The organism is Streptomyces sp. NPDC005866 (genome assembly GCF_040629895.1).
GTDB lineage: Bacteria > Actinomycetota > Actinomycetes > Streptomycetales > Streptomycetaceae > Streptomyces.
This window is the reverse complement of the sequence record NZ_JBEXWP010000001.1, coordinates 196,973-221,731: the sequence shown is the minus strand read 5'-3', so window position 1 is coordinate 221,731 and position 24,759 is coordinate 196,973. Positions and strand designations below refer to the sequence as shown.

Sequence of the window (24,759 nt, the reverse complement as noted above, 5' to 3'; positions counted from 1 at the left end):
ATCTTCGGTTCATCCCCGGTTCATCTCGCCGGTGGGCGCACCGGCAGGGATGCGGCCGGGCGGTATACGGCTCTACGCTCCCTTTTAGTCCCTTTCGAGCCCTGGTGCGTCGTCCGTCGCGTCAGCCTCGTGTCATCCCTCGTGTCACCCCTCGGTGGTGCGTCGGTCACCAACGACTTCCGCGATGTGACCTTGCACGTATTCGACTCGTCGTGGGAGCCGTCAGTCCGGTAAGAAGGTTCTTTACACCCCTCATCCGGGGCTCAGGGCGCGTGTGCGGCGCGCCCGTCGCGCAGGTGCTCGTACGTGCCACTCGTACGTATCAGTGATCGGGCCCTGCGCGGTGCCCGCCCACCCCTCACCGGGAGTGGCCGACCCTCAAATCATGCATACCTAAGGGGTAAGACAAGTGGCAGCGGAGATCGTCAATCCTCGCAGCGACAGCACGCAGGGCAGTTCGGACCAGGACGGCGGGGCCGAGCCCCTCGATTCCTTCGACCCGGTGTTCGCGCTGCACCGCGGCGGCAAGATGGCCGTGCAGGCCACCGTGCCGGTCCGTGACAAGGACGACCTTTCCCTCGCGTACACGCCCGGAGTCGCGCGCGTGTGCACCGCGATCGCGGAACAGCCCGAGCTGGTCAACGACTACACATGGAAGTCGTCCGTCGTGGCCGTCGTCACCGACGGAACGGCCGTGCTCGGACTCGGGGACATCGGCCCCGAGGCCTCCCTCCCCGTGATGGAGGGAAAGGCGATCCTCTTCAAGCAGTTCGGCGGCGTGGACGCGGTCCCGATCGCCCTCGACTGCACCGGCGTCGACGAGATCGTGGAGACCGTCGTCCGGCTCGCCCCGTCCTTCGGCGGGGTCAATCTGGAGGACATCTCGGCACCGCGGTGCTTCGAGATCGAGCGCAAGCTCCAGGAGCGCCTCGACATCCCGGTCTTCCACGACGACCAGCACGGTACGGCCGTCGTGACGCTGGCGGCGCTGCGGAACGCGGCGAGGCTCAGCCGACGGGAGATCGGTCAGCTGCGGGCTGTGATCTCCGGCGCCGGAGCGGCCGGGGTCGCGATCGCCAAGATGCTGGTCGAGGCCGGCGTCGGGGACGTCGCCCTGGCCGACCGCAAGGGCATCATCTCGGCCGACCGTGACGACCTCACCGCCGTCAAGCGCGAGGTCGCCGGGTTCACCAACAAGGCCGGGCTAAAGGGGACCCTCGAAGACGCGCTGGCCGGCGCCGACGTCTTCATCGGCGTCTCCGGCGGTACGGTCCCGGAGGAGGCCGTCGCCTCCATGGCCGAGGGCGCGTTCGTGTTCGCCATGGCCAATCCGAACCCGGAGGTGCACCCAGACGTCGCCCACAAGTACGCGGCGGTCGTGGCGACCGGGCGGTCCGACTTCCCGAACCAGATCAACAACGTGCTGGCGTTCCCCGGGATCTTCGCGGGCGCGCTCCAGGTGCGGGCCTCCCGGATCACCGAGGGGATGAAGATCGCGGCGGCGGAGGCGCTGGCCTCGGTCGTCGGTGACGATCTCGCCGCCGACTACGTCATCCCGTCGCCCTTCGACGAGCGGGTTGCCCCCGCGGTGACCGCGGCGGTGGCCGCGGCGGCGCGGGCGGAGGGCGTTGCCCGACGGTAACTCGACTGGCCCCGCCCGCTCGGGCGGGGCCATTTCCTTGCCCACCGCGCCATTCCCTTGCCCACCGCCCACCCGTTCGGGTGGTCACGAGGTGACCGTCGCCCTGGGGCCTGCCGCCCCCAGAACCCCCGTATCGGGGTGGCGGGAGCCGCCGTCGGGTGCCGGTGGGTGGGGGCCGAGCGCGCCCACGCGGCGGCCACGCGGCGGAGCCGCAAGTGTCACAGCCCTGCGCCCCTGACGGGGCGTTGTACGCGGCAGCGCTGTGCGCAAGAGGGGATGTGTCACAACCCTGCGCGGTTTCGCGCCCGGCGCCGGGAACCTATCGTCGGCCCTATGTTCGCCGTCTACGCCGCCCGAATCGACCACGACCAGCCGCTCTCCGGCCTTGAGTTGGGGGACCGTCCCGCCCCCGAGGCCCGCCCCGGCTGGAGTACCGTCGACGTCCGGGCCGCCTCCCTCAACCATCACGACCTCTGGTCCCTGCGCGGCGTCGGCCTCCCGGACGACCGGCTGCCGATGATCCTCGGCTGTGACGCCGCCGGTGTCGACGCGGACGGCAATGAGGTCGTCCTGCACTCCGTGATCGGGCAGAGCGGTCACGGGGTCGGGCCGAACGAGCCCCGGTCCATCCTCACCGAGCGCTACCAGGGCACCTTCGCCGAGCAGGTCGCCGTCCCCACCTGGAACATCCTGCCCAAGCCCAGGGAACTGTCCTTCGCGGAGGCCGCCTGTCTGCCCACCGCCTGGCTGACGGCGTACCGGATGCTGTTCACCAACGCGGGCGTACGGCCCGGTGACTCGGTCCTCGTGCAGGGCGCGGGCGGTGGGGTCGCCACCGCCGCGATCGTGCTCGGCAAGGCCGCGGGACTGCGGGTCTTCGCCACCAGCCGGGACGAGGCGAAGCGGAAGCGGGCCCTGGAACTGGGTGCCGTCGAGGCGGTGGAACCGGGGGCCCGGCTGCCGCAGCGCGTGGACGCCGTGATCGAGACCGTGGGCGCCGCCACCTGGTCCCACTCGGTCAAGTCGCTGCGGCCAGGCGGCACCGTCGTCATCTCCGGCGCCACCAGCGGCGACCGGCCCTCGCATGCCGAGCTGACCCGGATCTTCTTCCTTGAGCTGAAGGTCGTGGGCTCGACCATGGGGACCAAGGACGAACTGGAGGACCTGCTCGCCTTCTGCGCCGCCACCGGAGTACGCCCCGTCATCGACGAACTGCTCCCGCTCGACCGCGCCCGCGAGGGCTTCGAACGGCTCGAGTCAGGCGAACAGTTCGGGAAGATCGTCCTCACCAACTCCTGAGCGGGGGAGAGGGGGGAGCGGGGTAGCGGGCGGGTCGTGTGCGGCCGGCCCGCTTCCACACATCCGTTCCTCAGGGCTTCGGACCGCGCAGCAGCGCTCCGATGCGGGCCGCCGCCGTCGACAGATGGCGGCGGGTGTCGCTGAGCTGCTCCGCGGTGACTCCCTGGTCGCGGGCCGCGTCGCGGATGTCGTCGCGGAAGCGGTCCAGGAGCCGGTCGAGGTCGCGCGCCGGGTCGCCGGTGGCGGTCTCGTCGCCGTGCGCCCATTCCGGGACGTACTGCGCCGGGAAGTCCTCCGGGGTCTCCGAGTACTCCGGTGCCGGTGCCGGGGTCTCTGTTGATGCCGGTGTGGGCTTGCGTAGGTCCGGGCCGGTTCCGGGCTGCGGCTCGGCGTGGCCGCCGAAGCCGAAGTCCTTTCCGAACTCCTTGCCGAAATCCTTGCCGTAGTTCTTTCCGAACTCCCCGAACTCCTTGGCGAGCTCGGCCAGGCCTTCGCGGACGCCCGTCGGCCAGTCGCCGCGAGCGAAGTGGTCCTGGACGTGCTCCTGCACCCGGCGGGCGACGCGCTGCATCTCCTCCTGGGCCTGGGCACGGGCCCGGGCCTGTGCCTCCCGGGCCTCCTGGGCCTGCCGGCGGGCCCGCTGGGCCTCGTCACGGGCCCGTCGGCTCTCGTCCTTGGCGCGGCGGGCCTGCTCCTTCCACTCCTGCTTGACGCGCCGCATCTCCTCCTTGGCGGCCCGCCAGGACTCCTTGTCGCCGAGGTCGCCGAGGTCGCCGAACTCCCCGGCTCCCGTCCCGCCGCCGCGCCGGGCCTCGGACGCGGCCGCCCGCACCTCGCGGCGCAGATCCCCGGCCGCGCCGCGTACGTCGGCCCTTATCTCGGCGGCCAGTTCGGCCACCGACTCGCGGATCTCCAGCTCCAGGTCGGCCAACTCGCCGCTGCGGTCGGCCAGCTCGGCGCGGCCGGCGTCCGTGATGGCGTACACCTTGCGACCGCCCTCGGTGGTGTGCGTGACCAGGCCCTCGGACTCCAGCTTGGCGAGGCGCGGGTAGACGGTGCCCGCCGACGGGGCGTACAGGCCCTGGAAGCGCTCTTCGAGCAGCCGGATCACCTCGTAGCCGTGGCGCGGGGCCTCGTCCAGCAGTTTGAGCAGGTAGAGGCGGAGGCGGCCGTGGGCGAAGACGGGAGGCATGTCAGAGCACCTTCTTGTCGGTCGTGCCGGCGGCCGGGGCTGCGGACCCGGAGCCGGAGCCGGACCCGGTGTCGGACCCGGACTCCGACCTGGCGGTGGGCGCGGAGGGGGCGGTCGCCCCCATGGGCCCCGTCGGCCCCCTCTGTCCCGACGGTCCGGTCGTCGGACCGGCCTCCCGGGCGGCCCTCTCCTCGTCGTCCTCCTTGGGCGGGCGGCGCAGCAGGGCGATGGAGCCGGAGACCGTGGTGGCGCGGAGCTTGCCGTTGCCCGCGCCGAGGCGGCCGGTGATCTTGTGGGCGCCCCACTGGCCGTGCACCCGCAGTCCGTCGAAGGCATTGGAGATCGTGCCGCTCGCGGTGTTGGCCTCGACCTCGGCGTCGGCCGGATGCGGCAGCCGGATGGCGATCTCGCCGGAGACGCTGGTCAGCCGGACGTCCGTCGGGCCGTCCGGGTCCAGGTCGATGATCATGGAGCCACTGACCGAGTCGGCGCGCACGGCGGAGCCCGAGCCCTCGACGACGGTCAGATCGCCGGAGACGGAGTTGAACCGAAGGTCACCGGTGACGGCCTGGGCCTCCAGGTTTCCGGAGACGGTGTCCGCGCGGACCTCGCCGGACAGGCCGACCAGGGTCGTGTCACCGGTGACGCCCTTGACCACCGACGTGCCGCTGATCCCGGAGACGACCGCGGCGGCGCCGACCACACCCACCTCCACGCGCGTGTCGGCCGGGACGGCGAGCGAGACGACCGCGCTGCGCCGCCAGCCCTTGCGGTCGAGCCACTTGAGGAAGCCCTTCCAGGGCAGGTCCTCGTAGGCCACCGTGAGGGTGCCGCCCTCGTTCGTGACGATGAGGGGTGGGCCCTCGATCTCGGAGACTTCCAGGCGGGCGGAACCCTCGTCCGTGCCCACGACGTTGACTGTTCCGTTGACGATGCGCACGTGCAGATCGCTCACGGGGGTGTCGAAGGTGAGCTTCCTGGGCTCAGCGACGGACCACTCGGACATGGTGCGGACCTCCCTCGGCCGGGCATGACGGCTGGAGACGGGACGCGCATGCACGGCTCGCGCCATATCGCGTCTTCCCTGAAACACGATATATCGTGGCCGTCGGAAGTCAAGGAGCTCTTCGGTGTGACGACCAGGCGTGAGATTGACGCCACCGCGGCCCGTCCAGGCCTCCTATCGGGCGATAAGCGGGCGAATTGCTTAGCGTGTGTCCATGCCGACCGAAGAATCGAAGGCCGTGTCCCGGTCCGCGTACGACCCCGCCCCCGGTGCCCTGCTGCTGTGCCGGACCGACCCCGGCTCCGTCGCCGCGCTCGCCCCTCTCCTGCGGGAGCGCATGCTGCTGACCGGGGCCGGCGAGTGGAGTGCCCTCGTCCCCGAGGGCACGCCGTGGCTGCGCGGGGGCGAGCCCGTCGACCGCGTCCTGACCGGCTGGGCCACCGCACTCGCCGTGGGTTCCGCGTGGCCCGTACTCGCGCTGTGGTGGGACGCCGAGGGTGCCGGCTACGTCCTCGCGTCCGGCTTCCGCCGCCCGGTCGGCTATGTCTGGCTCGCCGACGGCACGCCGGCGGGGGAGAGCGAGGCGATGCGCGAGTTCGCCGCGCGGCTGGGGCTGCACCCGGTTCGGGACGTTCAGTCCCTGGACCGGCTGACCGTGCCGGATCCGGGAACCGACGCACGCGTGCGCCTGCGTGGGCTGATCGCGGTGCTCACGCGCGCGGGGGTGCACCTGCGGGAAGGGCTGACGCCGGGGGAACCGGCCGACCGCCTCCGCGAGGCGGCCGGCGCCGGATCCGACGTGAGGCATGTCGAGGGCGTCGAGGGCGTCGGGAGCATCCACGGCGTCGAGGGTGTCGGGAGCGTCGGGGACGGCGAGGCGGAGGAAGGGATGCCGAGGGCGCATCGGCTGGCCTTGGCCGAGGTGGCCGTGGGGATGCCGGTCGCCGCGTGGGGAGTGCGGCGGCGCAGTGTGGCGTGGGCCGCGGTGGGGGCGGTGCTGATCGTGCATGGGGCACTGGAGCTGTCGTACGAGACGGTGTTCCCGCGTGATTGACGGACCGCGGGCGTGAACGACGTGTGACGGAGGTGGGGCGTCGGCCGCGGGGCGGTGGGGGACGGGGGCGCCCGCGCGTCGGCAGCCGCGTACCGAACGAATATGGAATACGGCCCGGCGCCCCTGACCGGCCGCTATGTGCCCGTCGTCACTGTGAATGCGTGCTTCACAGTTGGCCGGTGTGCGTTCTAGGTGGCCGGCAGAGTGGCGGCCGGAGCGCGTCGCGCTGGGGCCGGGCCTGACAGGATCCTAGGCATGATGAGCGCTGGCAGGTGCCGTGGGCTGGATTTCTTCCGGGCGGACATCCCCATCTACACGCTGACCTTCGCCAAGCAGGTGCCTCCACAGGAGCTGCTGACTCGGATGGGTGCCGACCCGGGCAGCGTGGCCTTGCGCGACAAAACGCGCCTGTACGACGAGTACGGCGACACCCTCCTCGATGATGACGAACCAGTAGTGACGACCGGCGTCGACAGTGCGTGGACATGGGCCTGGGAGCAGGGCGGCACGCACGGTCTCGACGAGCGGATCCTCTCCGCCGTCTCAGCAGGAACCCAGGCCGTCGTACTGCACTACAACGAGAAGCCGATGTACTGGCTGAAGTACGCGGTGGACGGTGACATCCTCGTCGACTTCCATACGCTCGGGCCCCTGGAGCCGACCGGTCTGGCACCGGCGCTGCTGGACGAGGCGATGCGACCGCTGGGACTCGTCCCCGGCCGGCCCGTTCCACTCCACAACGTGCTGCCTCTCGCCGAGAACGCGTTCGGGCTAAGCGTGACGCCGCCGGGAGACGATGAGGAGCGCTGGAGCGGCAACCTGCTCACCCTGCCCGAGCGGCCCTAGATCTCCCGTCCCCATCATGGTCCGCCTCTCCTCCGCCTGCTGGGCGGCGTGGTTGGCCAGTGGCCCACTTCGCCGCTCAGTCACAGTCACGGGGCGCCCCCCGGACGCCTTACCCCTCGTCCTCGTCCTCGTCGTCCAGTCGCGCCAGCCAAGTCGCCAGCCGCTCCACCGGGACCTCGAAGTCGGGGTTCAGGTCGACGAAGGTGCGGAGCTGTTCCGCGAGCCACTCGAAGGTGATCTCTTCCTCGCCGCGCCGCTTCTCCAGTTCCTCGATGCCTCGGTCGGTGAAGTACATGGGTTGCTCTCCTGCGTACATGTGTGGATGCCCGGTGATGGGCGCCTACCAGCCTAGGCGGATGACAAAGGTGTGCCGTCGGGGAAGGGGTAGGGGTCGCCTCCTGGGGGAAGGACTCTCTCCCCGTGGATTGAAGCGGCGATGTCTTCCCGTGCGGGAAGGGCGGGAAACCGCGGACGGTACGGCGTAGGGAGCACACGGGGCTCGGGGCAACGGGGGAGCGGGATGGAGCAGGACGCTACGCGGATAGCGCGGGTGCGGTTGCCGGACGGTACGCCGGTGTGGGCGCGGATCTCGGGGGCCGAGGAACTGGCCGTGCCGCCGGGGGAGTTGTCGTTCACGGACACCGGGTTCGCCGAGCGTGTGGAGGCGACCGTCGAGAGTCTGAACTCGCTGGTCGGCGGGGTGGCGCGGTCGCTCGCCGAGCCGTTGCGCGCGGTGCGGCCCGACGAGGTGAGCGTCGAGTTCGGGATCGAACTGACCGCGAAGGCCGGCAGGGTCGTCGGACTGCTCGCGGACGGGGAGGCGAAGGCGGCCATCACGGTGACCCTGACATGGAACGGGGGCGGCCCGCCCGATCCGGACGCCGGCCATGACGGCTCCCCGGGCGCTCACGCGGGCGCGTCCGACGGCGCCCCGGTGCACGGGGGCGTCCAGGGAGCCGGGGCCGGGGGCGCGGAATGACGGAACGGCACGATGGGGGCGCATCCGGCGGCTGGGATCCGGCCCACCACGCGCTGCGTGAACTCGTGATGGCGGCCACCGTGCGCATCCATCGCACAGGTGTCGGGTATGCCCCCGAGGAGTCCGGGGCGTTCCTCGGCAGTGGGTTCTTCGTCGCGCCGAACTGGGTGCTGACCTGCGCCCATGTGATCCACGGCGGGGAAGGGGGCGAGGTCACCGTGGTGTATCAGCCCGGTCCCTTCGAGGAGCCCTGCGCGGTACCCGGCAAGGTCGCGGCGACCCTCCCGGAGCATGTCGACAGCCCCGTCCAGGGCAGCTGGCCCGCCCCCGACCTGGCGCTCGTCCGGCTGCGCGAGCCGGTGGACCACGACTGTGTCTACGTCTCCGAGCGCCCGACACCGCACTATGGCGAAGGGCGGGTGTTCTACGCCGGCTGGACCTCCTACCAGGGCCAGCCGCAGATCCTCGACGGCTTCCTCACCGTGCACGGCACCATCGGCGGCTGGTCGGCGGGCGTCCAGATGCGCCTCGGGGAGAACGACCTGCCGCCCGGGGTCTCCGGCGGGCCGGTGATCGACCCGGTGCGGGGCGAGGTCGTCGGCGTGCTGAAGTCCCGCGCGGACCGCGGAACGGGCGGCACCGCGATAGGGATCGAGCGGCTGCGCACCCTGCCGATGGCGCCGGGCACCCAGCGGCACGACCTGTACCGGCACGGGCTGCGCCATCACGACCCGTACCAGCACGACCTCTACCAGGCCGTCTGCCACGCCCACGACCGCTACCACCGTGACCGCCAGCAGCCCACCGACTCCGGGCGCCCCACCTGGACCGACCTCCAGGGCGAACTCGGCGCCCGCCCGGGCCGCACCCTGAGCCCGGACGAGCGGGGGGAGCTGCTCGGCCGGCTCGCCGATCTGCCGCCGCCGGACAGTACCCGTGGCCTGCTCGACATCCTCCACTCGCTGCCGAACTTCCGGCTGCCGACCATGTCGCCCGCACCGCGCGGCTGGCGGGACGGCCTCGGCGCGCTGTACGAGAACGTCCGCAACGACGGCGCGCTCCGGCTCGTCGTCGAGTACGCGATGCGGGTCATGACCGCCGAGCGCCCGGTCACGCCCTTCGTGCTCGACGCCGAACAGGCCCTGTGGGACTGGATCAAGCAGGCCGCGACCCGGCTGGACAGCGACTACCGCAGCGAGCTCGCCCGCGGGCGCGCCCAGCACCTCGGCGACCGGCTGCCCGAGCGGACCGGCCGCGAACGTGGCGAGCACCGGGCCGGGAGCGCGGCGGAGGAACAGGGCCGCGAGCATCCACGTGGCACCGCGCCCGGTCAGTCCGTCCTGCTCGAAGTGGAGCATCTGGCCTGGGACCGCGGCCGCTGCGACTGGTCGGTCGCGGTGGTGCGGGCCGACGGCGAGGCGACCCGGCTGGACGACGGGCAGGGCGTCCCGCTCGCCGACCTCGCCACCCATGTCGCCGAGCCGCTCGCCGAGGCCTTCCGCCGCTGTGACGAGCCCGGACGGCCCGTCGCGATGCACGCCGCCCTGCCGCATCTGCTGCTCGACCTCCCGGTGGACGAGTGGCGGCTGCGGCCCGGCGCCGACCCGTTGGGCGTCGAACGGCCGGTCGTGGTCCGCTGCAAGGACCGCGACCAGCTGCCGGGTGAGGACGGCGGGTACGGCGGTGAACTCCCCGGCGACGAGGAGCCCGCCCGCCGCGCCCGATGGCGCCGGGTGCACGATGAGCGCGACAGGGCCGAGACCCGCGCCAGGGCCGAGATACTGGACTGCGACGACGCGGTGCGCCGGCCCGTGTCGGACCTGGCCGCGCTGCGCGGCCTCGCGCCCGGGACGGTCCCGGTGCTCTGCCGCCAGGGCGACCGGCGCTACCCGGACGACGCCACCGCACTCGGCCGGATCGTCCGCGCGGGCTACGGGGTGGTGTTGTGGCGCCGCTGGAGTCGCCAGACCGACTCCGTGTGCGGGGAGTTCCACCGGGGCGCCAGGATGACCGTCTACGACGTGGACGGCGCCTGGGCGCTGCCCGAATCGGTCCACAGGTTACGCAAACAGGTGCGCGAGGGGCTCACGGAGGCGTTCTGGGCCAAGGACATCGCTCTCCTGTACGACGATCCGCATCAACCCCTGCCCGGTGCGGGTGACTTGCTTCAGGCGCCGTGAACTCGCGCGCCCTGTGTGAGGCCCTTACGAGGTCTCCTGTAGGTCGATAACGTGATGCACGTTCGATGGGTGCCATGGGGACGGGACGGACGAGTGACGACGAGGACCGGACATGACCGAATCCAGTGAGTGGCTCATCTACCGCGGCGCCGGAGAACCCCACGACGGCATGAACAGGCTGCCCCCGCCGCCCCCTTGGCGGGACTTCTCCGGCCGGACCGCCGACGAGGGCGCCGACGACGGCGACGGCTCCCGGGACCGCAGGCTCGGCGCCAACCGGCATCTGGCCGAGCTGCACCGGCCCGGCGCCGAGGAGCTGGAGATGATCAACGCGGCGCTGTATCTGCGCCGCCCGCTCCTCGTCACCGGCAGCCCCGGCGCCGGCAAGAGCACCCTCGCGCACTCGGTGGCGTACGAACTCGGCCTGGGCGACGTGCTGCGCTGGTCCATCGTCAGCCGCTCCACGCTCCAGGACGGCCTCTACCACTACGACGCCATCGCCCGGCTCCAGGACGTCCAGATCGCCGCGCAGGGCGGTGGGGGCACCTCCCGCACGAGCGAAGCCGAGAGCGGGGGAGGCGCGGCCGGCGGCACCCCGGGCGCCGTGGAGGCGATCGGCAGTTACGTCCGCCTGGGCCCGCTCGGAACGGCTCTGCTCCCCTCCGACACCCCGCGCGTGCTGCTGATCGACGAGCTCGACAAGAGCGACATCGACCTGCCCAACGACCTTCTGAACGTGCTGGAGGAAGGGGAGTTCGAGATACCCGAGCTCCAGCGGATCGCCGACCGGCTGCCGGACCGCGAGGCCGAGGTGCTCACCGCGGACGGCACGAAGGTCCGGGTCCGCGACGGCCGGGTGCGCTGCCGGGCCTTCCCGTTCGTGGTCCTCACCAGCAACGGCGAGCGGGACTTCCCGGCCCCGCTGATGCGCCGCTGCATCCATCTCCAGCTGGACCGCCCCGACCACAACCGCCTCGCCACCTTCGTCCGCGCCCATCTCGGCAACAGGGCGGCCCGCGAGGGCGACGACCTGATCAACCGCTTCCTGGAGCGTTCCCGCAGCGAACTCCTCGCCGCCGACCAGCTGCTGAACGCCATCTACCTCACCGACGCGGCCGCCCCGCCCAGCCGCGACCGTCTCGCCGACCTGCTCATCCAGCGACTCGACCGCCCGAGGTGAGTCGCTGATGCCGGACGCAGCGCCGCGACACGGTCCGATCCCAGCCGACCCGGACCGGGCGCCGGGCGAGCCGGACCTGCCCACCGGTGACGGCGACCCCCTGGCCGAACTCGTCCGCCGGCTGCGGGAGGTCGGGCTCGACCCGGATACCGAGGGGCTGAGCGACGCCCTCTGGCTGGCCCGGTGGGCGCGGCCCGCCGTCGAGGCGCAGGAGGAGCAGGAGGTGCCCGGGTCCGGCGGCGGCCTGCCGAAGGGGACCGTGGTACCGCCGAAGGACCCGCAGGGGGACACTCCGTCCACGGATGGCGCGAGCCGGCCGCCGCGGCAGTCACCGGCCGCCTCCGAGACCGGCGGAGCCGATCGCCGTGCCTCCCTGTACCCCGTGCCGCAGCAGCACGGCGCCGGGCACCGCGGGCGGGCCGGCCGGGTCGCCGGGCTGCCGGTCGGCGTACCCGCCGCCCCCGCGCTGCCCGCGCCACTCGAACTCCAGCGCGCTTTGCGGCCGTTGCAGGCCTATCGCAGCGCCGCGCCGCCCCTGCGCACCGAACTGGACGAGACGGGGACCGCCGAGCACAGCGCACGCGCGGGCGGTCTGATCCTGCCCGTGTACCGTGCGGTGACCCGGGGTGACGCCCGGCTCCAACTGGTCCTGGAGGCCTCCCCGTCGATGCGGGTCTGGGACCGGATGTTCGCGGAACTGGTGCAGGTCTTCGGCCAGTTGGGCGCCTTCGGCGACATCCAGATCAGCCATCTGCACACCGGCCCCGACGGCGAGGCCGCGGTCAGCCGCAGCGCGGACGTGCACGCGGCCCCGCTGCACAGCGCCGACCGCCTCAGCGACCCGACCGGGCGCCGTATCACCGTCCTGATCAGCGACTGCGCCGGACCGTTGTGGCACAGCGGCCGCGCGCACCGGCTGCTGCACCACCTCTCCCGGCAGGCCCCGGTCGCCGTGCTCCAGCCGCTGCCGCAGCGGATGTGGAGCCGCACCCGGCTGCCCGTGACCTACGGCGAGCTCAGCCGCGGCGAGACGCTGGGCGGCGCCACCGCGCTGCGGGTGCGCACCCCGGCCGGTGCCGCCTCCAGCGGGCCGCGGGGCGCCGTACCGGTGCCGGTGCTGCCGCCCGAGTCGGTGGCGCTCGGGGCGTGGGCGAGGCTGCTGTCCGGGGTCGGCGCCGGGCCGGTGGCGGGCGCGGTGGGCTGGGTGCGCGCGGACCAGCCGCCCGCTCAGGCCGTACGCGCCGGGCGCACGCTGTCGCCGATCGAGCGGGTCAGCAGGTTCCAGTCCGTCGCCTCCCCGAGCGCCGGCCGTCTCGCCGTCTACCTGGCCGCCGCCCCGCTCTGCCTCCCGGTGATGCAACTGGTCCAGCGGACCATGCTGCCCGACTCCGGCCCCGCCGAACTCGCCGAGGTCCTGCTCGGCGGCCTGGCCACCCGCGCCCGCGAGGACTACGGCGCCGACGGCACCCACTGGTACGAGATGGAACCCGAGGTCCAGGAGGCGCTGCTCTCCACGCTCGGCCGCGACGAGGCCCTTCTCGTCCTCAAGCACTGCTCCGAGTACATCGAGCAGCGCTTCGGCAAGGGTGGCCCCAACTTCCCGGCCCTCGCCCTCGCCCAACTGGGCAACGGCGGCTCCGGGCGGCCGTACACCCCGCCGGGCACCGGCTACCCGGCGCGCAACGGAGACAGCGGCGACCCGACCCCGGTCCCGCAGCCCTTCGCCGAGGTCGCCGCCCGCGTGCTGGAGCGCTTCATGCCGCTGCCCGAACAGTTCCGCCTCTACGGCGGCCGCGACACCGCCGCACGACCGGGCGAACGCCCCGCCCACCAGGCGGTCGACCGGGCCCGCGGCCTGCTCGCCCGGTTCGACGCCGAGGGCATGGTGCAGGACCTGATCGACGCCGTCCAGCTGCTGCGCGGCGCCACCGGGCACGAGGAGCCGGTGGGGGCGGACCCGGAGCTGTGGGCGGAGTACGCGCACTGCACCCTGCGCCTGTGGGAGGTGCAGGGCGGCGGCACCGATCTGCTGCGCGAGGCCGAGGGGGCGGCGGAGCGGGCCGTGGCCCACCCGCATGCCCGGCGCGAACGGGCCGTTATGGCACGGGTGTTGGTGGCCGCCGCCACTGATCGCAGGCGGCGCGGCGACCGGACAGGCGCCCTCGACCTGCTGCGCCGCGCCGACCGGGAGTACGCGGTGGCCTGCGGTGCCCCCGACCTCGATCAGCGGGAGGCGCTGCGGCTGACACTGGAGCGAGTCGGCGCGCTGGAGGCGCAGTGGAGGCTGGGCGGCGACAGCGCGCTGCTGCAGAGCGCGGTCGGCATGCTGGAGGCGTTCGCCGACGCCTGGCCGGACCGCCGGCACCGCCCGCCCGAACTGCCGTTGGCCCACGGCCGGATCCTGCTGCGCTTGTCGGACGCGACGACCGACCCCGAGCAGGCCCGCGGCTACGCGGAGCAGGCCTCCCGGTCGCTGCGCGAGGCTCTGGAGGCCGCTCCGGAGGCCGCGGACCGGGTCAGGGTGCGGCTCGACCTGGTGGACGCCCTACTGCGCGCGGGCGCCGCCCTGGACGAGGCCCAGAACCGGGTCGACGAGGCACTGGAGGTCACGCGGAGGCGCGGCCAGCGGGCCGCCCTGCATCTGCGGGCAGGGCGCATCCGGGTCGCCCGGTACGCCGAGTCGGGCGACCCGCGCGAACTCCACGAGGCGGCCGCCGCGTTCGCGAGCGCTGCCGCGGAGATGCCGCGGGACGACGCCGAGTACTCCCAGGTCCTCGCCGAATGGGGCGAGGCCCTGCTGCGCCGGGCGGAGTCGGAGACCGGTGACCGCGCCTCGGCGCCGTTGTCGCAGGCGATCCGGGTACTGCGGGACTGCCGCCGGGAGACCTCCACGGGGAACCGCGAGCTCGGTCACCGGCTGCTGTTGCTCGGCCGCGCCCTGATCCTGCGCTACCGGCTGCGCGGCGACCGCGTCGACCTCCGCGAGGCGGAGTATCTCTTCGGGCTGGCGGCGGACGAGGCGGACGAGGCGGACGCCCCGCTGCTGGCCGCCCACTGCCGTCTTGAGCTGGGGCAGGCGCAGTACGAGGCCTACCGCAGCCTGGGCCGTGCGACCCGGCTCGACGAGGCGGTGGACGCGTTCCGCCTCGCCGCCGAGTCCGCCCGGGAGGCGGAGGGGACGGCCCGCACCGAACGCCGCCGCCAGGAAGCGGTGGTGCTGGGCGCGCAGGCGCACCACTGGCGGGGTATGTCCTATGAGGCGGCCGCCCGCCCACGGGCCGCCCGCGAGGCCTACCGGTCCGCCCGGACGCAGTGGTCGCGGCTGCCGGAGGGCACGCTGGGCACGGGGGAGCCTACGGCCGACGACACGGCGCGGCGGCTCGCGGCGTTGGAGTGAGCGCGGAAGACGGAGAGGAACGGGACATGAGCGGACGGGACGACACGTCACGGGTGAGGGGTGGGCCGGTGGCCGGTGAGCCGTTGCCGGAGCTGCTGGACCTGGACCTGGACGAGCTGAGGACTGTTCAGCACCCTGTGCTGCGCGAGGTGTTGGAGGGGCTGCGCGAACGGGCGGAACGGCCGGGCGAGATGCTCTGGGGCTTCAACAGCGCGATGTGAAGGGCACAGGGCGCGCGCTGTGAGCCACATGGCGCAGTGAAAGGCGGTTGCGTTCGGTCAAATAGAGACAGATCAAGGCGACTTCGATCGCATCGGGTTTGCATCCCGTCTCCCACCGGGAATGCGGCCTGATACGGGTGAAAAGGCGTACGGCATGGGGGTGCTGGAGTGTCTACGACCGGTCACCCCTTCCGCCAGTTCATTGTGAAGGTGCACGGCCGCTGCAACCTGGCCTGCACCTACTGTTACCTCTACGAGGGCCCGGACCACACCTGGCGCACCCGCCCCGCCACCGCCTCGGCCACGGTCCTGGACCGCACCGCCGACCGTATCGCCGAACACGCCCGCAGCCACGGCCTGACCACGGTCTCCCTGGTGCTGCACGGCGGAGAGCCCCTGCTGGCGGGCGTCGACACCCTCGCCCGCTTCACCGAAGCCGTACGCGCGCGCGTACCGGCGGACTGCACGGTCCGTCCCACCGTCCAGACCAACGCCACCCTCCTCACCGAGGGCCGCCTGAGCGTCCTGGCCCGGCACGGCATCCAGGTCGGCATCAGCCTCGACGGCGGGCGCCCCGAGCACAACGCGCGTCGCGTCGACCACGCCGGCCGGCCGTCCTGGCCCGCCGCCGAACGCGGGGCGCGCCTGCTCGCCGGACGCTTCCCGGAGTCGTACGCGGGCATCCTGACCGTCGTCGACCCCACGCTGGATCCGGTGGAGACGTACGACAGCCTGCTCGAACTCCGGCCGCCCGCAATGGACTTACTGCTCCCGCACGGCAACTGGTCGACACCGCCGCCGCACTGGGGCGGCGCCCGTCACGGCGACTGGCTGTGCGCCGTCTTCGACCGCTGGTGGGCGGGCGGGCGGCGGGAGACGCGCGTGCGGCTCTTCGAGGATTGCCTGGCGCTGCTGCTGGGGTTACCGGCAGCCACCGAATCCCTTGGCCTGTCACCCTTCGATGCGCTCGTGGTGGAGACCGACGGTTCGATCGAGCAGGTCGACTCGTTGAAATCGGCCTACGAGGGGGCGGCGCGGACGGGCCTGGACATCTTCCGGCACGCCTTCGACGAAGCGCTACGGCACCCGGGGGTCGCCGCACGGCAGGCGGGCGCGGCGGCCCTCTCCGACGACTGCCGGTCCTGCCCACTGCTGTCCGTATGCGGCGGCGGCCACTATGCCCACCGGTACCGGGCCGGGCACGGCTTCCGCAACCCCTCGGTGTACTGCGCCGATCTCGAGCGTTTCATCCGACATGTGGCCGGCCGGCTCGCCGCGGACGCGGTGCCCGCCGTGGCCTCTCCCGAAGGGGGCACCCCGTGATCTTTCCGGCGGTCCCGGACGCGGCCCTCGCCGATCTCGGGCGCACGGAGGGTGGCGCCGAGACGCTCACCCTGCTGGTCCGGGACCAGGACACGCGGCGACTGCTCCTGCTGCGGGCGGTGCTGGACGCGGCGGAGGCGGCGGATCCGGCGCTCTGCCCGCCGAGGTCGAAGGCCAGGCTGAAGGAGGACTGGGCGCTGCTGGCGGCGGCGGACCGGGCTGCCGCCCCCGGCTCCCCGGCACGGACCCGGCTCGGCTATCCGCTGCTCGGCCCTTGGGCCCGCCGCTGCCTGACCCTCCTCGACCCGCGTACCGGCGTCCCGACCGATGAACAGCGCCATGAACTCGCCTGTGATCTGGCCTACTTCAGCGCTGTGGCGGCCGTCGCCGCAGCCCGTGCCGGAATCCCCTTCACTTCGGAGCTGACGGCCGGCCACGGGATCCTGGTCCTTCCGTCACTGGGCAGCCTGCACACACCCGAGCAGGGCCATACGCGAGTCGAAGCGACGTACGAGCAAGGCACGATGACGCTCGGTCAGGTCGCTGTCCACCTGGAGAGCGACAACGGCGCCTGGTCCGGATCGCTCGCCTGGACATCGGCGTACGCGCTGCCAGGCCTGGTCCCCGGCGCCGCGTCCATGCCCCTGGACGACCTCGATCCCTATCGCGCCCCACCCCGCGAACCCGGCCGGCACGCGCTCGGCGGTCCGGCGGGCCCGGACGACTCCGAGCGGAAGCGGTGGCTGCAGTCCTGGACCGGCACGGCCGCCGCGCTGCGCGGCGGCGGCGAGGGACGGCTCACGGAGGCGCTGGCGCTGCTGCGCTGTGTGGTCCCGATGGAGTTGCCGCCCGGGGCGGGGAGCCGGAGCAGGTGCAGCGGAACCCGGCCCGAGGCGTTCGGTGCCCTGTTCAGCACCCCCCCGGTCACCCCGGTCGCCTTCGCGGCGACCCTCGTCCACGAACTGCAGCACGCCAAGCTGGTGGCGCTGAGCGAGATGGTCGAACTGCACCGGGCGGGCACGGCGGCCCGGTACTTCGCTCCCTGGCGCCCCGACCCTCGGCCGTACGACGGGCTGCTGCAGGGCGCATACTCGCACCTGGCCCTCGCGGACTTCTTCCAGCGCCGGGCGCTCGCCGCGGGCCCGGCGCGGAGCGAGGGCGCGTGGGCCGAGTACGCGCGCTACCACGCCCAGGTCGGGGCGGCCCTGCCCGCGTTGGTCGGCTCGCCGGACCTCACGCCGGCCGGCCGGCGGTTCGTCGACGCGATGGCCGCCACCCACGAACGGCTCGCGGCGCATCCCGCGCCCCGGGGGCACACGGCGCGTGCGCAGGCGTACGTCAAGGCGGCTCGTACGCTGTGGACACAGCGTCAACCTCGTGGTGAATCCCGGAAATGACGACTTCTCAGGTCCCACTGCGCAAAGATCGACCAGCCGAGGTGCTGGTTCCGAAGTCGCCGTACTCCCCAGAACTGCGCCGAAGTTCTAGGATTTTAAGACTACGCGTGGAGGCCGTCGCATGTCTGAAACTCGTACGCCGGTCAGGCCGACCGAGAGGGGGGCTGCGAGGCAGACCGTCACGATCAGCTTCGCCGGGTTCAACCGGGCCTGGGCGGCGTGGATCGGGGACAGGCTGGAGCGGCGCGGAGTCCGGGTCGCCTACGTGCGCTGGGACTCCCCGGCGGAGGAGAGCCTGGTGGACCTCCTGCGCGGCCTCTCCCTGGCGGAGGGCCGAGTCCTGATCCTGGTGAGTGAGCGGTACTTCCAGCTCGGTCCCCGGACCTTCGAGGAGTGGAACGCGGCGCTGCGCGAGGTCGTCGGACCCGATCCCGCCAAGTTCGCGGCCGTCTCCGTCACCAACGCCTCCGTGCCGTCGGCCATCGCCGTGCTGGCCCCGGTCGACCTGACCAACATGGGAGCCGACGAGGCCGAGCGGCGCCTCCTGGACCGACTGGACCTGCCGACCGACGGGCGGCCGGCGGCGGACGGCAACACTCGCGGACCCCGCTTCCCCGCCGCCATGCCCGAGGTGTGGGGCGGTGTACCGCGCCGCAACACCCGCTTCACCGGTCGCGAGCCGCTGCTGAGCGAGGCGTACCACCTGCTCCAGAGCAGCGAACCGGGCGCGGGCGTAATGACATTGCACGGTATGTCCGGTGTGGGCAAGACCCAGCTCGCGGCCGAATACGTGTACCGCTTCGGTTCCGAGTACGACGTGGTCTGGTGGGTCAACGCGGAGAACAGGGCCACCTACCGCCGGCTGCTGGCCGAACTCGCCCCGAAACTAGGTCTGTCGACGGGTGACGAGTACGGCGAGCGGCTCCGCGCGGTCCGAGACTCCCTGCGCCGGGGCAATCCCTTCTCCCGCTGGCTGCTGATCCTGGACGGCGCCGACGAACCCGACCAGGTCTGGGACCTGGTCCCGACCGGCCCCGGGCACGTGCTCATCACCTCCCGGAACCCCGAGTGGAGTGAGCACAACAGCAAACTGCTCGAAGTGCGGGTCTACGACCGGGACGAGTCGGTCGCCTTCATCCGGCGCCGCGCGGCCAGGCTGTCGGAGCAGGAGGCCGACCAGCTCGCCGAGGCCCTGGAGGACCTGCCGCTGCTGCTGGACCAGACGGCCGGCTGGCTCAACGACTCCGACCTGACCGTCGACGACTACATCGCGCTGCTGGAGGACGGCGTCGACCAGGACGTCGTGCGGGTGTCCGCCGACTTCCCGCTGACCTTCCAGACCGCGTGGTCGATACTGCTGAACAAGCTCCGCGACACGGTCCCGGAGTCGGTCGCCCTCCTCCGGCTGTGCACGTTCTTCGCCCCGGGCTTCATCCCCGTACGCATGCTGCGGGAGATGTCCCACGACGAACTGCCCGAACAGCTCACCGGACTGCTCGACGATCCGCTGCTGTGGAACAAGGCGATCAACCAGCTACGGCAGTACTCCGTGGTCCGGCTGGAGTCCCACGAGGTCGGCGCGGACGAGGCCCCCTCGCCCGGGGAGTCGGTGTACCTGCACCGGATGGTCCACCAGGCCGTCGGCAAGGACATGCCGGAGGAGGACCGGCGGGAGTTCGTCGACGTGGTGCGGCGGGCGCTGGCCGAGGCCGACCCCGGCCGCCCCACCGACACCCGTAACTGGGAGGCGTACGCGGAGCTCGTGCCGCACCTGAAACACGCCGACGTCCTCAACAGCGGGGACCGCAAGGTACAGACCCTGGTCCTCAACTGCCTGCGCTACATGTACTTCGCGGGCGAGTACACCGCGGGCTGGAAGCTCGGCCGGCGAGCCCTGGACATCTGGCGTGAGCTGCTGGGCGAGTCGCACCCGCGGGTCTGGGACGTGACCTACCACTACGCCAACCTGCTGCGCGCGGCGGGAATGCTGGAAGAGACGGAGGCCATCGAACGGGCGGCGGCGGAGCGGCTGCGGCAGGAGCGGGGCGAACGCGATCTCGACTATCTGCGCGTGCTCAGCGGACTGGCCGCCGACGTCCGTGCTCTCGGCCGCTACGACGAGGCCCTCGCACTGGACGAACAGCTGTATCCCACCTACCGGGAACTCCTCGGCGAGCAGGACTCGCGCACTCTCAACGCGCTGAACAACTGGGGCTTCACCCTGAGGCTGATGGGCCGGTACAAGGAAGCCCTGGACATCGACCAGCAGACCCTGGAGCAACGCCGACTCTTCCTGACGAACCGTCATCTGTGGACGCTCTTCTCCGAGGTGTCGTTCGCGATCGGTCTCAGGCTGCTGGGCCGCTATGCCGAGGCCGAGTCGGCCCAGGCCAGGAACGTACGCGAGTACCGGATCGTCGCGGGCGAGAGCAACCAGGACACCCTGCGCGCCGAGCACAATCTGGCGCTCTGCATGCTCCGGAGCGGCGACCGCGTCGCAGCCGGAAAGCTGCTCACGAGGGTGCTGGAAGGGTTCGAACGCAAACTCGGCGACCGGCACCTGCTCACCCTGTCCGCCGCCGTGAGCCACAGCTGCTTCAACCGTGAGCACGGTGACATCGACCTGGCCCGCGAGACCAGCGAGTCCGTCCTGGCCCGGTATGAGCAACTGCTCCCGGAAGGACACCCGTTCATCATCGGCGCTCGTGCCAACCAGGCACTGGTTCTGCGCAACGTCGGCGAGCGCGAACACGCCCATGTGCTGATCGAGCAGGCGTTGGCCGACATGACCGCGGCCGTGGGCGAGAACCACCCCTACACGCTCGGCTGCGCCATCAACGCCACCGCCCTGCGCAACCTGATCGGTGAGACGGAGTCCGCCGCCGAACTGAGCAGAATCATCATCGCCCGGGCCACCGAGACTCTCGGCCGCACCCACCCGCTCACTCTCTCCGCCCGGGTCGCCTACGCGGCCGATCTGCGTGGGCTGCGCTCTCGTCAGCAGGCGGAGAAGACCGAGCAGGAGGCCCTGGCCGACCTGGAGACGACCCTGGGCAAGCAGCACGTCCACACCATCTCCGCCCGCGCCCGCAACCGCCCGTACTGGGACTTCGAACCCCAGGCCAGCTGACGTAACACACCGAAGGGCCCGGCCCCCGCAGCGGGGGCCGGGCCCTTCGGCGTGTGTGCCGGAGGCTTACGCCTCGAACACCTCACGCACCAGCTGCTCCTGCTCCGCCTGGTGGCGCTTCGCCGAGCCCACCGCCGGCGACGAGGAGTGCGGGCGGGAGATGCGGCGCAGGCGTTCGCCGGCCGGGATGTCCGCGCCGACCGCCAGGTCCAGGTGGTCGATCAGGTTGAGGGCGATGAACGGCCAGGCGCCCTGGTTCGCCGGCTCCTCCTGGGTCCACAGGTACTTCTCGGCGTTCGGGTACTTGTTGACCTCGGCCTGGAGCTCCGCACCCGGCAGCGGGTACAGGCGCTCGAGGCGGATGATCGCCGTGTCCGTGACGCCGCGCTTCTGACGCTCGGCCTCCAGGTCGTAGTAGACCTTGCCGGTGCAGAAGACGACCTTGCGGACCGCGCTCGGGTCGACCGAGGCGTCGCCGATGACCGGGCGGAACTGCCCGCTCGTGAACTCCTCCGCCTTCGACGCCGCGGCCTTGAGGCGCAGCATCGACTTCGGGGTGAAGACGACCAGCGGCTTGTGGTGCGGGTTGTGCACCTGCCACCGCAGGAGGTGGAAGTAGTTCGACGGGAGGGTCGGCATCGCGACCGTCATGTTGTTCTGCGCGCACAGCTGGAGGTAGCGCTCGATACGGGCCGAGGAGTGGTCCGGGCCCTGGCCCTCGTAGCCGTGCGGGAGGAGGAGGGTGACGCCAGAAGTCTGGCCCCACTTCTGCTCCGCCGCCGAGATGTACTCGTCGAGGACCGACTGGGCGCCGTTGGCGAAGTCGCCGAACTGGGCCTCCCACATCACCAGCGCGTCCGGACGGGCGAGCGAGTAGCCGTACTCGAAGCCCATCACCGCGTACTCGGAGAGCAGCGAGTTGTAGACGTTGTAGCGGGCCTGGTCCTCGGACAGGTAGAGGAGCGGGGTGTAGTCGGCGCCCGTCTCCCGGTCGATCAGGACCGCGTGGCGCTGGCCGAAGGTGCCGCGCTGGGAGTCCTGGCCGGAGAGCCGGACCGGGGTGCCCTCCATCAGCAGCGAGCCGATGGCCAGGGTCTCGCCCATGCCCCAGTCGATGGTGCCGTCCTCGATCATCGCCGCCCGGCGCTGCAACTGCGGCAGCAGACGCGGGTGGACGGTGAAGTAGTCCGGGATGTTGACCTGGGACTCGGCGATCCGCTTCAGGACCTCCGTGGAGATGGCCGTCGGGACGGCGATCGGGAAGCCGTCCTGCGGTGCCTGGACGTCCGCGACGGCCGGCTGCGAGGTGGCCTCGCGGACCTCCGTGAAGACCTTCTCCAGCTGGCCCTGGTAGTCCTGCAGGGCCTGCTCGGCCTCTTCCAGGGTGATGTCGCCGCGACCGATCAGGGACTCGGTGTAGAGCTTGCGCACCGAGCGCTTCTTGTCGATCAGGTCGTACATCAGCGGCTGGGTGAAGGCCGGGTTGTCCGACTCGTTGTGTCCGCGACGGCGGTAGCAGATGAGGTCGATCACCACGTCCTTGTTGAACGCCTGGCGGAACTCGAAGGCCAGCCGGGCCACACGGACGACCGCCTCGGGGTCGTCGCCGTTGACGTGGAAGATCGGGGCCTCGATCATCCTCGCCACGTCCGTCGCGTACATCGACGAGCGCGAGGACTCAGGGGCCGCGGTGAACCCGACCTGGTTGTTGATGACGATGTGGACCGTGCCGCCGGTGCGGTAGCCGCGCAGCTGCGACATGTTCAGGGTCTCGGCCACCACGCCCTGGCCCGCGAAGGCCGCGTCGCCGTGGATCGCCACCGGCAGCACCGTGAAGTCCGTGCCGCCCTTGTTGATGATGTCCTGCTTGGCGCGGGCGATGCCCTCGATGACCGGGTCGACCGTCTCCAGGTGGGACGGGTTGGCGGCCAGCGAGACCTTGATCTGCTCGCCGTCCAGGCCGGTGAAGGTGCCCTCGGCGCCCAGGTGGTACTTCACGTCGCCGGAGCCGTGCATCGACTTCGGGTCGAGGTTGCCCTCGAACTCGCGGAAGATCTGGGCGTACGACTTGCCGACGATGTTGGCGAGCACGTTCAGGCGGCCGCGGTGGGCCATACCGATGATGATCTCGTCGAGGCGGGACTCGGCGGCCGAGTCCAGCACCGAGTCCAGCAGCGGGATGACGGACTCGCCGCCCTCCAGGGAGAAACGCTTCTGGCCGACGTACTTCGTCTGCAGGAAGGTCTCGAAGGCCTCCGCCGCGTTCAGCCGGCGCAGGATCCGCAGCTGCTCCTCGCGCTCCATCTTGGAGTGCGGGCGCTCCACGCGGTCCTGGATCCACTTGCGCTGCTTGGGGTCCTGGATGTGCATGAACTCGATGCCGGTGGTGCGGCAGTACGAGTCACGCAGCACGCCGAGGATGTCGCGCAGCTTCATCATCGACTTGCCGGCGAAGCCGCCGACGGCGAACTCGCGCTCCAGGTCCCACAGGGTGAGGCCGTGCTCGACGATGTCCAGGTCGGGGTGCTTGCGCTGCTTGTACTCCAGCGGGTCGGTGTCGGCCATGACGTGGCCGCGGACCCGGTAGGAGTGGATCAGCTCGAAGACACGGGCGGCCTTGGTGACGTCGTCGTCGTGCGAGGCGTCGATGTCCCGCAGCCAGCGGACCGGCTCGTAGGGGATGCGCAGGGCCTCGAAGATGTCGTCGTAGAAGCCGTTCTCGCCGAGCAGGAGGTTCGCGACCGCGCGCAGGAACTCGCCGGAGGCGGCGCCCTGGATCACCCGGTGGTCGTAGGTCGACGTGAGCGTCATGACCTTCGAGATGCCGAGCTTGTTCAGGGTGTCCTGGCTGGTGCCCTGGAACTCCGCCGGGTAGTCCATGGAGCCGACGCCCATGATCACGGACTGGCCGGGCATCAGACGCGGGACCGAGTGGACGGTGCCGAGGCCGCCGGGGTTGGTCAGGGAGACCGTGACACCGGTGAAGTCGTCCATCGTCAGCTTGTTGTCGCGGGCGCGACGGACGATGTCCTCGTAGGCCTGCCAGAACTCGAAGAAGTTCAGCGTCTCGGCCTTCTTGATGGCCGCGACGACCAGCTGGCGGTCGCCGTTGGGCTTCACCAGGTCGATGGCGAGACCCAGGTTGACGTGCGGCGGCTTGACCAGGGTCGGCTTGCCGTCCTTCTCGCCGAACGACCAGTTCATCGACGGCATGGCCTTGATGGCCTGGACCATCGCGAAGCCGATCAGGTGCGTGAAGGAGATCTTCCCGCCCCGGGCGCGCTTCAGGTGGTTGTTGATGACGATCCGGTTGTCGAACAGCAGCTTCACCGGGACCGCGCGGACCGAGGTGGCCGTCGGCAGCTCCAGCGAGGCGTTCATGTTCTTCGCGACGGCGGCGGACGGGCCACGCAGGGTGACCAGCTCGGGACCCTCGGGCGTCTCGGCGGCGGGCGCGGCCTTCGCTGCGGCCGGCTTGGCGGCGGCCGGGGCCGGAGCGGCCGCGGCGGGCTTCGCGGGCGCCGGAGAGGGCGCTGCGGCCTTGGGCGCGGCCTGGGCGGCCGGAGCAGCCTGGGCGGGCGCCTGAGCGGCGGGAGCGGGCGTGGTGGGCGCCGGCGCGGCCGGGGCCGCGGCCTGCTGCGCCGGCGCGGGCGTCGTGGTGCCCGCGGCCCCCGCGGCCGCGGTACCCGCCGGAGCCGAGGCGGCGGGCGCCCCCGGCTTGTAGTCGGCGAAGAAGTCCCACCAGGCTCGGTCTACCGAATTCGGGTCCTGGAGGTACTGCTGATAGATCTCATCGACGAGCCACTCGTTCGGACCGAACGCGGCTGCGGGATTCTTGCCCGCTTGGTCTGCGTCGGTCGAGATGCTCGAGTTACTGGGGGACTGTGGCGACACGGCGGCAACCGCCCTCTTC

16 protein-coding genes are annotated in these 24,759 nt (G+C 71.9%); 12 read left to right on the top strand and 4 right to left on the bottom strand.

Going from position 1 to position 24,759, the window contains the following annotated elements; translation table 11 throughout:
• The first annotated feature begins 409 nt into the window (after window positions 1–409).
• Complete coding sequence (locus ABZ396_RS01030; RefSeq protein ID WP_358919133.1) at window positions 410–1,642, top strand: NADP-dependent malic enzyme; 1,233 nt, start codon at window positions 410–412, stop codon at window positions 1,640–1,642.
• 333 nt (window positions 1,643–1,975) lie between these two features.
• Window positions 1,976–2,941, top strand: coding sequence for a zinc-binding dehydrogenase (locus ABZ396_RS01025; protein WP_358919131.1), 966 nt, complete (start codon window positions 1,976–1,978; stop codon window positions 2,939–2,941).
• A gap of 70 nt (window positions 2,942–3,011) precedes the next feature.
• On the opposite strand, the gene ABZ396_RS01020 is transcribed toward ABZ396_RS01025, so the two are convergent.
• Window positions 3,012–4,133, bottom strand: coding sequence for a PadR family transcriptional regulator (locus ABZ396_RS01020; protein WP_358919129.1), 1,122 nt, complete (start codon window positions 4,131–4,133; stop codon window positions 3,012–3,014).
• Between the two features lies 1 nt (window position 4,134).
• Complete coding sequence (locus tag ABZ396_RS01015; protein WP_358919127.1) at window positions 4,135–5,139, bottom strand: DUF4097 family beta strand repeat-containing protein; 1,005 nt, start codon at window positions 5,137–5,139, stop codon at window positions 4,135–4,137.
• Between the two features lie 214 nt (window positions 5,140–5,353).
• Between ABZ396_RS01015 and ABZ396_RS01010 the strand changes: the two genes are divergently transcribed.
• Both ABZ396_RS01010 and ABZ396_RS01005 read left to right on the top strand, forming a co-directional pair.
• Complete coding sequence (locus ABZ396_RS01010; RefSeq protein ID WP_358919125.1) at window positions 5,354–6,193, top strand: hypothetical protein; 840 nt, start codon at window positions 5,354–5,356, stop codon at window positions 6,191–6,193.
• A gap of 258 nt (window positions 6,194–6,451) precedes the next feature.
• Window positions 6,452–7,039, top strand: coding sequence for a DUF6461 domain-containing protein (locus ABZ396_RS01005; protein WP_358919123.1), 588 nt, complete (start codon window positions 6,452–6,454; stop codon window positions 7,037–7,039).
• Between the two features lie 109 nt (window positions 7,040–7,148).
• Here the strand turns inward: ABZ396_RS01005 and ABZ396_RS01000 are convergent, their stop codons facing one another.
• A complete protein-coding gene (locus ABZ396_RS01000; RefSeq protein WP_358919121.1) occupies window positions 7,149–7,334 on the bottom strand; it encodes a DUF6104 family protein in 186 nt (61 codons plus the stop codon).
• Window positions 7,335–7,559: 225 nt separating this feature from the next.
• Between ABZ396_RS01000 and ABZ396_RS00995 the strand changes: the two genes are divergently transcribed.
• The 8 genes from ABZ396_RS00995 to fxsT all read left to right on the top strand — a co-directional run bounded on the left by ABZ396_RS00995 (window position 7,560) and on the right by fxsT (window position 20,846).
• Window positions 7,560–8,018, top strand: a complete 459-nt coding sequence (locus ABZ396_RS00995) for a CU044_2847 family protein (RefSeq protein ID WP_358919120.1) — start codon at window positions 7,560–7,562, stop codon at window positions 8,016–8,018.
• Window positions 8,015–10,198: a trypsin-like peptidase domain-containing protein gene (locus ABZ396_RS00990; RefSeq protein WP_358919118.1), complete on the top strand. Its 2,184-nt coding sequence runs from the start codon at window positions 8,015–8,017 to the stop codon at window positions 10,196–10,198. The genes ABZ396_RS00995 and ABZ396_RS00990 overlap by 4 nt, the downstream gene beginning before the upstream one ends.
• 112 nt (window positions 10,199–10,310) lie before the next feature.
• Window positions 10,311–11,378: a MoxR family ATPase gene (locus tag ABZ396_RS00985; protein WP_358919117.1), complete on the top strand. Its 1,068-nt coding sequence runs from the start codon at window positions 10,311–10,313 to the stop codon at window positions 11,376–11,378.
• 7 nt (window positions 11,379–11,385) lie between these two features.
• Complete coding sequence (locus ABZ396_RS00980) at window positions 11,386–14,775, top strand: SAV_2336 N-terminal domain-related protein (RefSeq protein ID WP_358919115.1); 3,390 nt, start codon at window positions 11,386–11,388, stop codon at window positions 14,773–14,775.
• A 26-nt stretch (window positions 14,776–14,801) separates the two neighbouring features.
• Window positions 14,802–14,996, top strand: coding sequence for an FxSxx-COOH cyclophane-containing RiPP peptide (fxsA, locus tag ABZ396_RS00975; RefSeq protein WP_358919113.1), 195 nt, complete (start codon window positions 14,802–14,804; stop codon window positions 14,994–14,996).
• Window positions 14,997–15,164: 168 nt separating this feature from the next.
• Complete coding sequence (locus ABZ396_RS00970; protein WP_358919112.1) at window positions 15,165–16,319, top strand: FxsB family cyclophane-forming radical SAM/SPASM peptide maturase; 1,155 nt, start codon at window positions 15,165–15,167, stop codon at window positions 16,317–16,319.
• Window positions 16,319–17,716 (top strand): HEXXH motif-containing putative peptide modification protein, encoded by a 1,398-nt coding sequence (locus tag ABZ396_RS00965; protein WP_358919282.1) that lies wholly within the window; start codon window positions 16,319–16,321, stop codon window positions 17,714–17,716. The genes ABZ396_RS00970 and ABZ396_RS00965 overlap by 1 nt, the downstream gene beginning before the upstream one ends.
• Before the next feature lie 121 nt (window positions 17,717–17,837).
• Complete coding sequence (gene fxsT, locus ABZ396_RS00960; RefSeq protein ID WP_358919110.1) at window positions 17,838–20,846, top strand: FxSxx-COOH system tetratricopeptide repeat protein; 3,009 nt, start codon at window positions 17,838–17,840, stop codon at window positions 20,844–20,846.
• 66 nt (window positions 20,847–20,912) lie between these two features.
• Here fxsT and ABZ396_RS00955 read toward each other — a convergent pair whose 3' ends face one another.
• Window positions 20,913–24,740, bottom strand: a complete 3,828-nt coding sequence (locus ABZ396_RS00955; protein WP_359183503.1) for a multifunctional oxoglutarate decarboxylase/oxoglutarate dehydrogenase thiamine pyrophosphate-binding subunit/dihydrolipoyllysine-residue succinyltransferase subunit — start codon at window positions 24,738–24,740, stop codon at window positions 20,913–20,915.
• Window positions 24,741–24,759 lie beyond the last annotated feature (19 nt).

Bases quoted from the DNA above. Each gene is read 5' to 3' on its own strand.
- ABZ396_RS01025 (WP_358919131.1), top strand. From the start codon at position 1,976: ATGTTCGCCGTCTACGCCGCCCGAATCGACCACGACCAGCCGCTCTCC.
- ABZ396_RS01020 (WP_358919129.1), bottom strand. From the start codon at position 4,133: ATGCCTCCCGTCTTCGCCCACGGCCGCCTCCGCCTCTACCTGCTCAAA.
- ABZ396_RS01015 (WP_358919127.1), bottom strand. From the start codon at position 5,139: ATGTCCGAGTGGTCCGTCGCTGAGCCCAGGAAGCTCACCTTCGACACC.
- ABZ396_RS01010 (WP_358919125.1), top strand. From the start codon at position 5,354: ATGCCGACCGAAGAATCGAAGGCCGTGTCCCGGTCCGCGTACGACCCC.
- ABZ396_RS01005 (WP_358919123.1), top strand. From the start codon at position 6,452: ATGAGCGCTGGCAGGTGCCGTGGGCTGGATTTCTTCCGGGCGGACATC.
- ABZ396_RS01000 (WP_358919121.1), bottom strand. From the start codon at position 7,334: ATGTACTTCACCGACCGAGGCATCGAGGAACTGGAGAAGCGGCGCGGC.
- ABZ396_RS00995 (WP_358919120.1), top strand. From the start codon at position 7,560: ATGGAGCAGGACGCTACGCGGATAGCGCGGGTGCGGTTGCCGGACGGT.
- ABZ396_RS00990 (WP_358919118.1), top strand. From the start codon at position 8,015: ATGACGGAACGGCACGATGGGGGCGCATCCGGCGGCTGGGATCCGGCC.
- ABZ396_RS00985 (WP_358919117.1), top strand. From the start codon at position 10,311: ATGACCGAATCCAGTGAGTGGCTCATCTACCGCGGCGCCGGAGAACCC.
- ABZ396_RS00980 (WP_358919115.1), top strand. From the start codon at position 11,386: ATGCCGGACGCAGCGCCGCGACACGGTCCGATCCCAGCCGACCCGGAC.
- fxsA (WP_358919113.1), top strand. From the start codon at position 14,802: ATGAGCGGACGGGACGACACGTCACGGGTGAGGGGTGGGCCGGTGGCC.
- fxsT (WP_358919110.1), top strand. From the start codon at position 17,838: ATGTCTGAAACTCGTACGCCGGTCAGGCCGACCGAGAGGGGGGCTGCG.